Annotated in this window: 12 protein-coding genes; 4 read left to right on the top strand and 8 right to left on the bottom strand. The window is 65.1% G+C overall.

The window, feature by feature from the left end:
* Nucleotides 1-22: 22 nt before the first annotated feature.
* From CLV78_RS12490 to CLV78_RS12505, 4 genes are read right to left on the bottom strand one after another with little or no spacing between them, the layout of a single operon-like run.
* Complete coding sequence (locus tag CLV78_RS12490; protein ID WP_106205148.1) at nt 23-2,104, bottom strand: hypothetical protein; 2,082 nt, start codon at nt 2,102-2,104, stop codon at nt 23-25.
* On the bottom strand, nt 2,101-4,875 hold the full coding sequence (locus tag CLV78_RS12495) for a DUF4159 domain-containing protein (protein ID WP_106205149.1): 2,775 nt from the start codon (nt 4,873-4,875) through the stop codon (nt 2,101-2,103). Before CLV78_RS12495 ends, CLV78_RS12490 begins: the two co-directional genes overlap by 4 nt.
* Nucleotides 4,875-5,753, bottom strand: coding sequence for a DUF58 domain-containing protein (locus CLV78_RS12500; protein WP_106205150.1), 879 nt, complete (start codon nt 5,751-5,753; stop codon nt 4,875-4,877). The genes CLV78_RS12495 and CLV78_RS12500 overlap by 1 nt, the downstream gene beginning before the upstream one ends.
* Nucleotides 5,750-6,757, bottom strand: a complete 1,008-nt coding sequence (locus tag CLV78_RS12505; protein ID WP_106205151.1) for an AAA family ATPase — start codon at nt 6,755-6,757, stop codon at nt 5,750-5,752. Before CLV78_RS12505 ends, CLV78_RS12500 begins: the two co-directional genes overlap by 4 nt.
* An 85-nt stretch (nt 6,758-6,842) precedes the next feature.
* Here CLV78_RS12505 and CLV78_RS12510 point away from each other — a divergent pair, with 85 nt between their 5' ends.
* Complete coding sequence (locus CLV78_RS12510) at nt 6,843-7,421, top strand: DUF1285 domain-containing protein (RefSeq protein ID WP_245925025.1); 579 nt, start codon at nt 6,843-6,845, stop codon at nt 7,419-7,421.
* 147 nt (nt 7,422-7,568) lie between these two features.
* Here CLV78_RS12510 and CLV78_RS12515 read toward each other — a convergent pair whose 3' ends face one another.
* From CLV78_RS12515 to polA, 3 genes are all read right to left on the bottom strand, one after another.
* The gene (locus CLV78_RS12515) at nt 7,569-8,372 is read right to left on the bottom strand and encodes a crotonase/enoyl-CoA hydratase family protein (protein WP_106205153.1); all 804 of its coding nucleotides are present in this window, start codon (nt 8,370-8,372) and stop codon (nt 7,569-7,571) included.
* A 40-nt stretch (nt 8,373-8,412) separates the two neighbouring features.
* Complete coding sequence (locus CLV78_RS12520; RefSeq protein WP_106205154.1) at nt 8,413-9,381, bottom strand: cation diffusion facilitator family transporter; 969 nt, start codon at nt 9,379-9,381, stop codon at nt 8,413-8,415.
* A gap of 96 nt (nt 9,382-9,477) precedes the next feature.
* Entirely contained in the window at nt 9,478-12,273 is a 2,796-nt protein-coding gene (gene polA, locus CLV78_RS12525; RefSeq protein WP_106205155.1) for a DNA polymerase I, read from the bottom strand.
* 223 nt (nt 12,274-12,496) lie between these two features.
* On the opposite strand from polA, the gene CLV78_RS12530 reads away from it, so the two are divergent.
* Nucleotides 12,497-13,012 (top strand): YHS domain-containing (seleno)protein, encoded by a 516-nt coding sequence (locus CLV78_RS12530; RefSeq protein ID WP_106205156.1) that lies wholly within the window; start codon nt 12,497-12,499, stop codon nt 13,010-13,012.
* A gap of 59 nt (nt 13,013-13,071) precedes the next feature.
* Here CLV78_RS12530 and CLV78_RS12535 read toward each other — a convergent pair whose 3' ends face one another.
* Complete coding sequence (locus CLV78_RS12535) at nt 13,072-13,245, bottom strand: zinc-finger domain-containing protein (protein ID WP_106205264.1); 174 nt, start codon at nt 13,243-13,245, stop codon at nt 13,072-13,074.
* A 121-nt stretch (nt 13,246-13,366) separates the two neighbouring features.
* On the opposite strand from CLV78_RS12535, the gene CLV78_RS12540 reads away from it, so the two are divergent.
* Together CLV78_RS12540 and CLV78_RS12545 are read left to right on the top strand one after the other, a co-directional pair.
* Complete coding sequence (locus CLV78_RS12540; RefSeq protein WP_106205157.1) at nt 13,367-14,323, top strand: ABC transporter ATP-binding protein; 957 nt, start codon at nt 13,367-13,369, stop codon at nt 14,321-14,323.
* A complete protein-coding gene (locus CLV78_RS12545; RefSeq protein ID WP_106205158.1) occupies nt 14,324-15,373 on the top strand; it encodes a hypothetical protein in 1,050 nt (349 codons plus the stop codon).

Consider the following 15,373-nt stretch of genomic DNA (forward strand, 5'->3'; position numbering starts at 1 on the left):
GGTGAGGGCCAGATCCGTCGCGTCAGCGCCGTCCCTCGCGCAGCCATGCACCAATCGAAAGGGCCATCGCCAACAGCAGGAACAGAAGTGGTGCGACGAGCGGGATCACGGTCAGGTCGGCCGTCCGATAGGCCTCGCGCGGGGTGATACCGATCCAGTTGCGACCGGCTGCCGCCCGCCCCTCGCGCACTTGTCGAACTGCCGACACGCCTTCTTCGATCCGGAGGACCCCGCCACGACGTTCTGCGACCGATGGCGCCAAAAGGGTGCCGGAGGCGATGGTCTGCTCGAATTCCTTCGGCGCCGCGGGCCCAAGCGCGATCACACGCTCAAGGTCGCTTTCCGTGAGCCGATAGAGCCCCGGGGCCTCGCCAGTGAAGCGGCCCGTGAACCGCCCCGGAGCTACCTCGGTCAACGGAACCAACAGGACGCTGCCGTCGGGGGCCGTAACCTCCACATCGCCGGGGGCTTCGCCGAGGCTGCGCCGCGTTACCACGACATCGAGCCCTTCGGCCACGGCGGTCAATGCCTCCTCTTCAAGCTCGGGCTCCTTCATCATCCAATGCGCAAGGCGGCGAAGCAATTCCATCTGCGGACCGCCGCCTTCGAAACCACGCGACCAGAGCCAGGCATGGTCCGACGCAAGGAGCGCCACCCGCCCCTCTCCGGCGCGGTCAAGCACCAGGAGCGGTCTATTGTCCGGGCCGTCCATGACCACGTGACCCGCCTCGGGCAACAGATCCACGATCCGGAACCAGCGCCCCCAGCCCGGTCCCTCGGACCCGTCTGCCGGTGGCGGCGCCAGCTGGTCCAGCCCTTCGGTGACTGGATGCTTGCGACCCGTTTCGGTGATTTGCGGCCGGTACCCTTGCTCCAGAACGCGGGCCGTCGGGGCGGCTGGAAGAACATCCGCCAGTGGCGAACGATAGAGACTGTCGGCACCGGCAAAGTCCGGCCCCGCGGCGACCAGTACCGCGCCACCGCTCTCCACGTAGTTCCGCACGTTCTCCAGGTAGATCATCGGCAGGATGCCCCGCCGTTTGTAGCGGTCGAAAATGATCAAATCAAATTCGTCGATCTTGTCGAGAAACAGCTCCCGCGTGGGGAAGGCGATCAGCGAAAGCTCCGTAACAGGCACGCCGTCCTGTTTCTCCGGCGGGCGCAAGATCGTGAAATGCACGAGGTCGACGGAACTGTCGGACTTCAGCAGATTGCGCCAGGTGCGCTCGCCCGCATGGGGTTCGCCAGAGACCAACAGGACCCGCAGTCGATCCCGGACGCCGTTGATCTGCACCACCGCGGCGTTGTTTCGGTCGGTCAACTCGCCCTCGGCCGCCGCGACTTCAAAGCGGACCACGTTCATCCCGCCATGCGGGAGCGTGAGTGGCAATTGCAGATCCTCGCCGACCGGCACATCGACAATCACGGGCGCGTCGCCGTCGATCCCGATGGACAGCGACACCGTGCCTTCCATGGTCGCCGGGACCGCGCCGCTCTCCTCGATCCGCAGGGTCAGGGTGACTTCTTCGCCCATAATGGCGAAAGTAGGCGCATTGCGTATCAGCAAACGCCGATCCCAATCGGTATCGTGGCCTGTCTGGAGCAGATGCAGCGGTGCGGGAAGCGCCGGCATGCGTTCGATATCGTGCAGTTGGCCATCGCTTACGAGGATTGCTCCCGCGATCCGGGCGCGGGGTTCCTCGGCGACAAGTTCCGCAAGCGCAGTGGCGGCGAGGGTGCCGGCATTGTCGTTGCCGTCGTAAACGGTCGCAATCCGCACCTCGGTGTTCGGGAGACGCTCGACCTCGTCCACGATCCGTTGGACGGCGGCGTCGGTCTGCGCCGCACGGTCGCTGATCTGCTGGCTGGCAGAACGGTCCACGACGAGCAGGACAATATCCGACAGCGCCGTGCGCTCCTCGATCTGGTAGGAGGGATTGGCGATCGCCACCAGCAACGCCGCAGCGGCCAGCCCGCGCAACCACCATCCGCGCAGCCCGCGCCATGCAGCCAGCGCCACCAGAGCCACGGCAAGCGCCGTGCCGATCCAGATGACGGCCCAGGACAGCAACGGATCGAAGAGGATATCCGTCGCCCGCGTCATTGGCCCAGCCTGTCGAGCAGCGCAGGCACGTGGACCTGGTCGGATTTGTAGTTTCCGGTCAGCACATGCATCACGAGGTTCACTCCGAAGCGCAGCGCCAACTCACGCTGCCGTTCCCCGGCGTAGCCACGGCCAACCGGGAACATGGTGTTTCCCAACTCGTCGATCGCCCAGGCCGCAGCCCAGTCATTGCCACCGATGACAATCGGCGTCACGCCATCGTTGAGGTTGCGAAAAGGCATGCCCTCGACCTGCTCGGCATCGGCGGGCGCGGCCTCGACCCAGACATCCCGACTGGCGAAGCGGCCCGGGAAGTCCTGCAACAGGTAAAACGTGCGGGTCAGCACGTGGTCCTGCGGCAGCGGTTCGAGTGGCGGGATGTCCAGCGGCTGCGCCAGTTGCTGCAGCTTGCGGCCGGTTGGCGTGCCGGAGCCGAAACCGCCGATATCCGCGTCGCGCGTGTCGAAGAGGATCATACCGCCGTTGCGAAGGTACTGATTGAGGCGCGCATAGGCTTCCGCAGAGGGGATCGGCTGTGTCTCGCTGACCGGCCAGTAGAGCAGCGGATAGAAGGCAAGCTCGTCTGTCTCCAGGTTCACACCCATCGGCGCGGCCGGTTCAACGGAGGTTCGGCGGTAAAGCGCATCGCCGACACCGGCCAGACCGGCGGCCGCGACCCGGTCCAAGCTGTCGTCCCCGGTGAGCACGTGGGCCAGAACGACCTCGGACGTCGCGAGGATCGCGAGCTCTTCTGCAACGTCCTCCTGAGCCTCGACGGGCGTGGCAGGCAGAAGGACCGCCAGTGCAATTGCCGCTGCCACACCGCCGCCCGCCCCGCGCAGGCGCCCAGACAGCCACAGCGAAGCGAAAATGTCGAGGGCAAGCATCAGCAGGGCCGCAGCCAGGACATGGCCCTTCAGCGGGGTCTCCCGCAGCAGGCCCATCCCCTCCACCGCGATACGCGCTGGCCATGCCGCGCGCTGCAACCGGTCCGCCGACGACAGGACATTGAGTGCGATGCTCCGCTCATCCGAACCGGTATAGAGGCCGGGCGGCATGTCGGCATCCATCTTCCGTGCCGCGAGGCGCTCGCCGGGCACACCGGGCAGCGTCCCGGCATCACTGACCGCACCAAAGCCGTCAAGCACGCGGGCCGCGGTCCAGGTTGTCCCCGCGAGATCTTCTGCCGATGGCACCGTCGGGCGGGAATACAGCGCCAGCCGTTCCAGCATCTGCACAAAGAGACCGGAGAGCGGCAGGTTGGACCACTCGGCATTGGCCGTGACGTGGAACAACACGACCTGCCCCTCGCCCAACCGCTTGCGGGTCACCAGCGGCGTACCGTCGGTCAGGGCCGCGATCACTCGTTCGCTCAGGTCCGGATCGGGTTGCGCCATGACTTGCGAGCGAACGACCACCTCCTCGGGCACGTCCAGCCCGAAGAACGGCGAGTTTTCCGAAAAGGTGCGAATGGTCTTGGGTTCGCCCCAACTCATCGCCCCACCAACACTGCGCCCCCCCACGCGCAGGCGGACCGGCATCAGCGAGTCTTCCTCCGCGCGGCTCAGGTCGGAAGCCGCAACCTGCGGTCCGGCAAATCGCACCAGAAGACCACCCTTTTCGACCCATTCGATCAGCCCGTCCTGCTCCGCCGGGGCGAGGCGGGCGACGTCGGCCAGAACGACTGCGTCCGGGTTGGCGACCAGCAGATCAACAAGTGCGCCGTCAAGAAGATCTGCAGTCGGTTCCAATGCCTGACGGAGGAAATGCAACGGCGATAGCAACTCCAGCCCTTCGCGGTCATCCCGGCTCGCAATGAGCGCCACCTCGCGCCGCTTGAGGCTGTCGTCGGTGAGCGTCACGGCACCAGCTGATCGATTGCCGACGATCTCGAACCGGGTAATCCGGTTGCGCAATTCCGGCGGTAGCGAAAGCTCTGCCTGAGCCTGCGCCTCGCCTGCATCAAAGCGCAGGGGCACTGAGGCCAGGCTGCGCTCCACGCCGGCCGGATCCAACCCGATGGCCGCGATCTCGATCTCGCTTTCCACGGAACTCGCCGATCGCACGGCGCCGACCTGGACGATCCCGTCGGCATATCCGGCGGGAAGCAGCCCGAGGGCGGCCCGGCCGCCCTCCAGCACGCGAACGGTCCCGCGTGCCTCCAACGCCTCCAGCATCTGCTCCCGGATGGGGCGATCCAGACCATCGGAGAACCAGACACTGTCGAAACGTGCATTTCCAAGCGCCGCAATCCAGAGATCCTGCGCCTCCTTCGCCGGCGCCCAAGGTTTCGGTTCCAGCCCGGAAATACGGTTTGCCCAGCGGTCTGCGGAGAGGAACTCCGGCGCGCCGGCCGGGAAATCCGTGCGCTGAACAAGCGCCACGGGACGGCCTGCACGGGAGGCGTCCTCGACCACGGCTGCGATCCTGTCCAGACGACGTCCCCAGTCGGGCGCCTCGGCCCAGGACCCGTCGATCACGATCAGGAGCGGGCCGCTGCCGGTCTCCTCCACCTGCGGGTTCAGGACCGGCCCCGCGAAGCCAATGATCACCGCGGCGGCCGCAAGCGTCCGCAGCAACAGCAACCACCAGGGGGTGCGATCCGTCTGTGTCTCGTCATCAGTCAACCCCAGAAGCAGCGCCACCCCCGGGAATCGCCGCCGGATCGGCGCAGGCGGCACGGCGCGCAGCACGATCCACAGGATCGGCAAGGCGACCAGCGCAAGCAGGATCAGCGGCGCCGTGAAGCCTATGGGGCCCAGCATCCACATCAGCGAGACCGCTCCAGCGCGGCATAAAGCCAGAGCAACGCCGATTGGGCGCTGTCGCCGGTGTGGTGGCATTCATAGAGCCACCCCGACACCCGGGACAGCTGCTCAAGCCTGTCCTTGCGCTCTGCCAACCGCTCCAGGTAGCGATCACGCAGATCGCCGGCTTTCATCGTTTCGTGGCTGAGGGTCCCGCCCATGCTCTCGAAGATCGTTCGGCCATCGAAGGGAAAGGTCTCTTCGGACGGGTCCAGGATCTGGAATAGGGTGCCATGCACACCGCGATCGGCGGCCTTTGCCAAGGCGGCTTCCACGCCATCCATGTCGCCCATGAAATCGGAAAGGAACACGGCGCGCGAATGCGCCGGAAGTCCCGGCGCCTCCGGCGTGCCATAGTCATCTTCCGACAGATCGCCGGTCAGGGCCTCCGCAAGCCGAACAAGCTGCAACGGTCCGCTGCGGGGTGGCGTGCCGAGGTTGGCCAGCCCGACACGCTCCCCTGCCCGCACCAGCAGCACCGAAATCGCCAGAGCCAGGAGCCGTGCACGATCCGATTTCGCAGGGCGGTTCCGGTCGCCGGAAAACCCCATGCTGCGCGAACCATCGACCCAGATCACGACGGATTGCGCCGCCTGCCATTCCTTCTGCCGGATAAAATGAACGTCGGACTTCGCCGACCGGCGCCAGTCAATCTCCCGTGCTTCGTCACCCTGCGAAATCGGACGATACTGCCAGAACTCGTCGCCCATGCCGGAACGCCGCCGCCCGTGGGATCCCAGCAGCACAGTGGACGCCAGATGCTCCGCCTGCGCCAACAAGGGCGGCAGGGCCGCCGCGAGCCCCTCGGCCCGGGTGCGAAGTTGTGGCCCGGCCTGGCTCACGCGGCTGCCTCGACCTGACTGACCTGCGCTGCCACGGAATGGATGATCTCACCGAGGTTTTCGCCCCGGGCCCGCGCCGCGAAGGTAAGCGCCATGCGGTGCAGCAATACCGGCTCGGCCATCTCCACCACGTCCTGCGGGGAAGGTGCGAGGCGACCATCCAGGAGCGCTCTGGCCCGCACCGTCAGCATCAGTGCCTGCGCCGCGCGAGGACCCGGCCCCCAGCTCACGTTGCGGGTCACAGCCTCGGGCGCGTCGGGTTCGCCGGGACGGAACGCGCGCACCAGATCAAGGATCAGTTCGACGACTTTCTCGCCTACCGGCATGCGCCGCAGCAGGGTCTGCGCGGCGATCAACTCGTCAGGCGTGAAAACTGCATGCGCTTCTGCCTCCTCGACGCCCGTGGTGGCGATCAGGATATCGTGTTCGGTCGCGCGATCCGGGTAGGGCACGTCAATCTGCACGAGAAAGCGATCGAGCTGGGCCTCGGGGAGCGGATAGGTCCCCTCCTGCTCGATCGGGTTCTGGGTGGCCAGAACGTGGAATGGCGCCCCGAGTGCCCGGTGCTCACCAGCGATGGTCACTTCCTTTTCCTGCATGGCCTGCAGGAGCGCCGACTGGGTCCGCGGCGAGGCGCGGTTGATCTCGTCGGCCATCAGCAACTCACAGAAGATCGGCCCCTCGATGAAGCGAAAGTCCCGCCGCCCGGCCTCGCCCGTCTCCAGCACCTCCGAGCCGAGGATATCCGCTGGCATGAGGTCGGGCGTGAACTGGATCCGGTTGGTGTTGAGCCCCATCACCGTCCCGAGAGTGTCAACGAGCCGCGTCTTGCCAAGCCCCGGAAGGCCGATCAGCAGCCCGTGGCCACCGCACAGCAAGGCTGACAGGACAAGGTCCACAACCCGCTCCTGGCCGATGAAACGTCGGGTGATGGACCCCTTCGCCTCGCCCAGCTTTTCACCCAGCGCTTCGATTTCTGAGACAAGATCTTCGGGCTCGGACATGACAGGATTTCCTCGGGCGTTATGATCGGGACCAGTAAGGCAGATATTCCGCCGGGAACAAATGACAAAAAAGGGATCGCGCGAAATGGACAGCACAGTCACCGCCGAGAGCCTGGCAAAGGCCGCGACAAAGGCCGGAAAATCGGGCGGCCTACCGCCGGTTCACCTCTGGGATCCGCCCTTTTGCGGCGATCTGGACATTGAGATCCGCCGCGACGGCACCTGGTTTTACAATGGAACACCGATCGGGCGGGCGCCGCTGGTGCGGTTATTTTCCACCATCCTGCGAAAGGATGGCGACGATTTCTTCCTTGTCACACCTGTCGAGAAGGTGGGGATTCGCGTCCAGGATGCGCCTTTCGTGGCCACGGACGCGAATGCTGCCGGCGACGGAAACACACAGGTGATCACATTCACCACAAACGTCGGCGACACTGTCACGGCGGGACCTGACAACCCGATCCGCGTGGTCCGCGATCCGGAAACGGGCGAACCCTCGCCCTACGTGCTGGTGCGGGTGAACCTAGAGGCGTTGATCGACCGCAAGACGTTCTACAGGCTGGTGGACCTCGGCGTGCACCATAATCACCTTGGCGAGGTCTGGTTCGGCCTCTGGTCGGGCGGGGTGTTCTTTCCGATTGTCCCCTCGGCAGACCTTCCTTGACAGCGCCGGGATCTGCCATTCCGGATCCGGCGACCATTCCGTCAACGCGGCGCGCAACCTGCCGCGGCGGCAGGGAGGCTGCCAGTCAATGTGCACCGGACTTGCACTGAAGGGCGCGGAGGAGAACTCTGCCAACCGCTCCGTTCGTCAGCTGTAGTTCGGGTCCCGCTTCTGGACGTTCGCCATGACCGTCTCGATCATGTTGGGCGAGCCGATGAGCGCTGCCTGCAACTCCGCTTCCAACCGCAGGTTGGCAGCCGAATCCGAGCCGTAGATGGCGTCGACAAGGGCCTTTCCGGCCCGGATCGCCTCCGGGGAGCGCCCCGCCAGCGCGTGGGCGAATGCACGCGCCTCGCTCACGGGATCATCGGACAGCCGGGTTACAAGCCCGAGTCGAAATGCCTCGGTGCCCTGAAGGATCCGCGCGGTCATGATCAGCGCCTTGGCCTGATCCGCAGGGAGGAGCCGCGGAAGGCTCTGGGAGATCCCCATGTCCGGGATCAGCCCCCATTTTCCCTCCATGATGGAGAACCGGGAGTCTGGCCGCGCGATCCGGAAGTCGGCCCCCAGCGCCAATTGCGCACCGCCGCCAAAGCAAACGCCCTCCAGTGCCGCCACGACCGGAACCGGCACCTGGCTCCAGACGACGGCCGGAAGCTGGAAACGATTGGCGATCTCGCCATCTTCCGGGCTCAGCATCTCTGCCTTGATGTCTTCGAGCTTCCCGGCCATCGCCATCAGTGCGGTGGTGTCGAGCCCGGCACTGAAATCCCCGCCCTCCCCGGCAAGAACCACGGCCCGCAACCCCGGCTTGTCCCTCAGCATCCGGCCCGCAGCCACCAACTCGTCCAGCAGTTCCAGCGTCAGGGCGTTTTTCTTGGTCGGGCGGTTCAGCCACACCTCGGCCACCGGGCCATCTGAATTGTCGATGCGTACCAACGGCTCGGACATGATTTCCTCCTCCAAATTGGCAGGGAGAAAACGCCAGCCCTTACCCGGGCGTCAAGCGTGACCCAGGGTCGCCTTCGGCACCGGGGCTCGCACTGTGACTTGAACCATGTCCAATCCGGCGCGCATCGCGGCAGCGGTCCTGAGCGGTCTCGATCTCCAGAACCGACCGTCGAACACCGAACCTGTCTGCGAGCACACGCTTGAGCGCGACCTTGACCGAAGCCGCAGGTGCACCGTCCTGCAGAACCACATGCGCCTCCAGCGAGGTTTCGTGCTCCCCCACCTGCCAGAGGTGAACCTGATGAACCTCTCCCACGCCGTCCACGGATTCCATGCCCTCCAATACCGCTTCAAGGCGCGGTGCGCCGGGGCTGCCGAGCATCAGGATCCGGATCACGGGCCGGACCTCCCGAACCGTATGCCACAGGATGTACCCGGCAATCCCGAGCGTCACCAGCGGGTCCACCAATCGCCAGTCGTAGAGAAGGATCAGTGTGCCGCCGACAATCACCGCAACCGAGCCCAGCGCATCCATGACATTGTGCAGGAAGGCAGCGCGCATGTTCACGCTGCCCTTGGACATCCGAAAGATCAGCATGGCCGTCACCAGGTCGACCACCAGCGCAACAGCCGCGACGACGACCACGATCCAGCCGCGCACGTCGGGCGGGTCCAACAGCCGGGTCACGCCTTCGGCCGCGAGGTAGACGGCAATCACGATCAGCGTTGTGTAGTTTATCAGGGCTGCCACGACCTCTGCCCGGCCATAGCCGAAGGTCATGTCTGCATCCGCAGGGCGACGCGCGATCCGACGCGCCGCAAGCGCAATGACGAGCGACAGCGCATCGCTGAGGTTGTGGATTGCGTCGGCGACCAGCGCGAGGGAACCGGAAATCACCCCTGCCACAACCTGCACGACCGTCAGGCCGAGGTTCACAGCGACGGCGGCAAGGACCCGACGGTCCCCGGATGCTATGTCCACATGGTGATGATGGTGGTCGTGCGGCATGGGCCTGCCCTACCCGTTTTGGCCAGCGATGCCCCCGGCAGGGCCAGCGCGCAATGCGCCAAATTGGCGAGCGACGGGGAGGCCCACCGTGGGGCCTTAGTGCGCCTCAGCCCAGTTGTCGCCGACCCCGGCATCCACAACCAGCGGAACATCGATCTTCACCGCCGGTTCCGCCGCACTTTCCATGACCTCGCGAACCCGGGCGATGGTGTCGTCCACGGCGCCTTCATCCACTTCGAAAATAAGCTCGTCGTGGACTTGCAGTAGCATCCTGGCCGGCAACCCTTCGATGGCGGCCTCCATCCGGATCATCGCACGCCGGATCACGTCAGCCGCAGTACCCTGAATCGGTGCGTTGATCGCAGCGCGCTTGGCAAACCCGGCACCGGGACCTTTCGCGTTGATCTCCGGCGTGTGAATCTTCCTGCCAAACAGCGTCTGTACGTGGCCATGTTCCTTCGCGAAGGCAATCGTTTCGTCCATGTAGCCGCGGATGCCGGGAAACCGCTCGAAGTAGCGGTCGATGAAGCCTTGCGCCTCACCGCGGGGAATGCGCAGGTTGCGGGCCAGGCCGAAACCCGAAATCCCGTAGATGACCCCGAAGTTGATCGCCTTTGCCTGACGGCGAATGTCGGGTGTCATCTCCTCCAGCGGCACGTCGAACATCTCCGAGGCGGTCATGGCGTGAATGTCGTGGCCATCGCGGAAAGCCTGTTTCAGCGCGTCGATTCCGGCCACATGGGCGAGGATTCGCAACTCGATCTGCGAGTAGTCGAGGCTCACCAGTTTTTTGCCCTTGTCGGCCACGAACGCCTCCCGGATGCGGCGCCCTTCCTCGCTGCGCACCGGAATGTTCTGCAGGTTCGGGTCGGTCGACGCGAGCCGCCCGGTGTTTGCCCCCGACTGGACATATGAAGTGTGCACCCGCCCAGTATCAGCGTTGATGTGGTCCTGAAGGGCATCTGTATAGGTCGATTTCAACTTGCTGAGTTGCCGCCAGTCGAGCACCCGCGCTGGCAGTTCGTGCTCGGTGGCGAGGTCCTCGAGCACCTGGGCGGGCGTCGACCATGCGCCGGTCTTGCCCTTCTTGCCGCCTTCCAGCGCCATCTTGTCGAAGAGGATTTCGCCCAGCTGTTTTGGCGAACCGACATTGAACGTCTCACCCGCCAGCTCGTGGATCTCCGCCTCCAGCCCGGCCATTTTCTGCGCGAAGGCGTTGGACATGCGCGAGAGCGTGTCGCGATCGACCTTGACCCCGGCCATCTCCATCCGCGCAAGGACCGGTGCAAGCGGGCGTTCCAGGGTTTCGTAGACCGTCGTCACCCTGGCCAGATGCAACTGAGGTTTGAAAAGCTCCCATAGGCGGAGCGTGATATCGGCATCCTCGGCGGCGTATTTTGCGGCCGTTTCGACCTCCACACGGTCGAACGTGATCGCGCTTTTCCCGCTTCCGATCAGGTCCTTGATCGGGATCGGCACATGACCAAGGTAACGCTCCGAGAGCGCATCCATCCCGTGCCCATGCAGACCTGCATGCATCGCGTATGACAACAGCATCGTGTCATCGTAGGGCGCCACATCGACGCCGTACCGGGCGAGGATCTTGGCGTCGTATTTCATGTTCTGGCCGATCTTCAGCACGGCCGCGTCCTCAAGGACCGGCTTCATCATCGCGACCGCCTCGTCGAGCGGCATCTGCCCTTCCGCAAGTGCTTCCTCCGCGAACAACCCGTCGCCGGAACCGGCCTTGTGTGCCAATGGCACATAGCAAGCACGCCCGGGGTCGACACACAGACAGATGCCGACAAGCTCGGCGACCATCTCGTCGAGCCCGGTCGTCTCCGTGTCGATGGCCACGCGGCCCATGGCGTTGATACGGTCGATCCAGACCTGCAAGGCGGCAGCATCGCGGACGATCTCGTAGCCGTCGTGATCGAAAGGTATCGCCTCCGGCCCCTCCGCCTCACCGGCCTCCGGCGCGGAGTCGGCAATCGCCGGCGCCTCGACGCCGAGCTGGTCGGCGATCCGCTTCGACAACGTGCGGAACTCCATCTCTCCCAGGAACCCGAGCAGGATCTCCGGGTCGGGTTCCCTGACCTCCAGATCGTCAAGCGTGAAGTCGAGCGGGGTGTCGCAATCGAGCGTGACAAGCCGCTTGGACAACTCGATCTGCTCGCGTTTCTCAAGCAGGGTCTGGCGCCGCTTGGGCTGTTTGATCTCCTCGGCACGGTCGAGCAGCGTTTCCAGGTCGCCGAAGTCGTTGATCAGCTGCGCGGCGGTCTTGATCCCGATCCCCGGAGCGCCCGGCACGTTGTCCACCGAGTCACCGGCCAGCGCCTGCACGTCGATCACTCGCTCCGGCTTCACACCGAACTTCTCCTCCACCTGCTCCACGCCGACACGCTTGTTCTTCATCGCGTCGAGCATCTCCACCCCGCTGCCGACAAGCTGCATCAGGTCCTTGTCGGAGGAGATGATGGTTACGCGTCCCCCGGCATCGCGGGCCTGGCAGGAAAGCGTGGCAATGATGTCGTCGGCCTCGTAGCCCTCGATCTCCTCGCAGGCTATGTTGAAGGCACGGGTGGCCTCCCGCGTGAGCGGAAATTGCGGCACGAGATCTTCCGGCGCCGGCGGCCGGTTCGCCTTGTAGAGGTCGTAGATCTCGTTGCGGAAGGACTTGCCGGAATAGTCGAAGATCACCGCCGCGTGGGTCGGCGCATCGGGACCGGTGTTTCCCTCGATATAGCGATGCAGCATGTTGCAGAAACCGGCCACTGCGCCGATGGGCAGTCCGTCCGACTTGCGCGTCAACGGCGGCAGGGCATGGTAGGCCCGGAAAATGAAGGCCGAGCCGTCGATCAGATGCAGGTGATGTCCCTTGCCGAATGCCATGCCGCGCTCCCTGTGTCCGGTTCGGCTCCTTGGTGCCACGTTCTCCGGGCAAGGGCCAGTGGGCCAAAGGCTGTTCTGCGGACGCGAGTCGGCGACGGAGCGGACGCTGCCTCCACCCGCAGCGTGCAGCCAAGAACACGGCTGTGTGATCCACGTCAACGTGAGTTCCCTGTGATGGCCCCCATGAACAGGGTCCGCCCATCGACAACCTGAAGGAAACGACATGCGCTTCATTCCCGCCATGGCCATTGGCCTCTCGTTCGCCACCTCTGCCGCCTTCGCCGGAGAGGAATACACAGCCGCCAATGGATTTGCCGTGTCGGGCTACGACGTGGTGGCCTACTTCGGCCTCGACCAGTCCGACGTAGGGACCCCGCAACCCGCAGCGGTGCCCGGCAACGCGGACATCACTGCCGAGTACGACGGCGCAACCTTTGCCTTCTCGAACGAGGCAAACCGCGACGCGTTCCTTGCGGATCCGGAAAAGTACTCACCCCAGTTCGACGGCCACTGCGCTTTCGGCGCGGCGAAGGGCGGCAAGGTGCCGGGCAATCCGAACCTATGGCGCATCGTCGACGGAAAGCTCTACCTAAATATCACCAAGAATGTCGTCGGATTCTGGGAAGAGGACATTCCGGGCAACATCGAGCTGGCGAACAGCAACTGGACAGATCTGGAAGCACAGCCTGCTTCAGGAAAGCCGATCCCGGACTTCTCCCCCATGGCGCCGGCCAAGTGACCGGACCGGCACAGAGTTGACAGGCGGGCCGGTCACCGGCCCGTCGCCTTACCTTGCGATCATCCGCTGACCTTCTCGGCCAGGACGAACTTCTTATCGCAATAGGGGCACTCGACCTCGCCGTCCTCCCCGAGGCTCAACCAGACTCGCGGATGTCCGAGGGCGCCTTCGCCACCGTCGCAGGCCACGCGCGACGCGGTCACGGCTTCGGTCTCGGGAGGTTCAGGGATCACGGACATGCACTCGGCTCCTGATGGTCATCGCGCGGGCATGCTTGTAGCGCCCCGCGGCTCGGCTTAGGTTCGCGGCATCATAGGGAACGCCCTGAAACGGGCAAGTGCCGGAGCGCCGCATATGTCAGGCAATGCCATCGAAATCGAAGGTCTGTCCAAGACCTATGCCGCCCACTCCGGAGAGCCGGCCAAGACCGCGCTCCAGGATGTGAACCTGGAGGTGCCCGCAGGCTCGATCTTCGGCCTACTGGGGCCGAACGGCGCCGGCAAGTCGACCCTGATCAACATCCTCGCGGGACTGGTGCGCAAAAGTGCCGGGAACGTCCGGATCTGGGGATTCGACCATGATGTGAACCCGCGCCAGAGCCGGGCCGCGATCGGCGTGATGCCGCAGGAGTTGAACCTCGACCCGTTCTTCACCGCACGCGCGGCGCTCGACGTTCAGGCAGGGCTTTACGGAGTGCCGAAACGCGAGCGGCGGACAGAAGAGATCCTCGACCTGATCGGGCTGACGGACAAGGCCGATGCCTATTCCCGCACCCTGTCGGGAGGCATGCGACGGCGATTGCTACTGGGCAAGGCTCTTGTCCACCGGCCCCGCGTTCTGGTGCTCGACGAGCCGACGGCAGGCGTGGATATCGAACTGCGCCAGATGCTCTGGAGTAACGTCCGCAAGTTCAACAGAGAAGGCATGACGATCATCCTGACCACGCACTACCTCGAAGAGGCGGAAGAGATGTGTGACGAGATCGCCATCATCCATCAGGGGCGCAAGATCGCCCATGAAAGCACGGACACGCTCATCGGGCAGCTTGACGCCAAGTCCCTGCTGATCCACCCGACGCAACCCTTTGACGGAGACATCCGCCTCCCCGAAGGCGTTGAGCTTGAGCATCGGCCGGACGGCGCCCTGGCCCTGTCCTACAGGCGGGGACAGACGGCAGCGGAAGACATTCTGGACGCTGTTCGCGCCGCCGGCATTCGTATCGCCGATGTCGCGACCGAGGAGCCCCACCTGGAGGATGTGTTCCTCGCTCTGACGTCCTCCCGCGGGACCGGTGGCGAAGAGGTGGCCTGAGTGCCGCTGCACCTGTCCAAGCCGGATACGGAGGCATTGGCACGGGGCACCCCGTTCCTGCGGCTGCTGGCGGAAGCGGCACAGGAGCTTGGTGGGCGGATCGAAATGGACCGCAATTTCGGATTCGTAGGCCGCTACACGCCGCCGGGCGGCGCGCCAGGACCGGTCTTTGGCAAGGCCCTTGGGCTGAACAGCGATGCAAGCGCCGCGCTGGCAGCGGACAAGGAGTACACGGCAACCTGGCTGGCGGCCGAAGGCCTGCCGACCCCACGCGGTGGCATCTTTTTCAGCCAAGCCTACCGGGATCGGATGGCGCTGCGCAACCGCAGTATCGCCAGCCGCCTTCCCGGCGCCGAGGCAGCACGTTCCATGGCCGCCATGCTGGGTTTCCCGGTCATTGCAAAGCCGAACGCCGGGTCGGAGGGAGAGGATGTGCACCGGTGCGAATCCCCCGAGGATCTGGACAGAGATCTGGCTGCCTTGCTCACCCGGCACGACCGGATCCGGATGGAGCAATGCGTGGCCGGCCGCGACTACCGTCTGCTGGTCCTGGAGGGAGATGTCGTGCTGGCCTATGAACGGCGTCCGCTTTCCGTGACGGGCGATGGCGCGCGCCCGCTTTCGTCCCTGATCGAGGCCGCGCTGGCCCGGCTGGCGGATCGGCACCGGGGGTGCAAGATCGCGGGCGATGATCCACGCATCGCCCGAACCCTTGCAACGGCCGGGCTCGCGCTCGATACCGTGATTGCACAGGGTGAACGGGTCGCACTTCTTGGCAACGCCAACCTCTCCACGGGCGGGGATCTTGTCGACCTGACAGACGTCGTTCCGAATGCCGCACGAAGGCTTGCCGTCCGCGCGGCCCGGTCGCTCGGGCTGCGGCTGGCCGGTGTCGATCTCATGGCGCCTGACCTGCTGGCACAGCCGGAGGCGGCGGTGATCCTGGAAGTGAATTCGGCGCCCGGCCTCGATTACTATGCCTCGGAAAGCCAGGAGCATTTTGACCGCGCGCGTGCCATTGTCCGGCGTATGCTGACAGGGCTCGGCTGA

Origin of the sequence: Aliiruegeria haliotis (genome assembly GCF_003003255.1) — a bacterium.
Classification (GTDB): domain Bacteria; phylum Pseudomonadota; class Alphaproteobacteria; order Rhodobacterales; family Rhodobacteraceae; genus Tropicimonas; species Tropicimonas haliotis.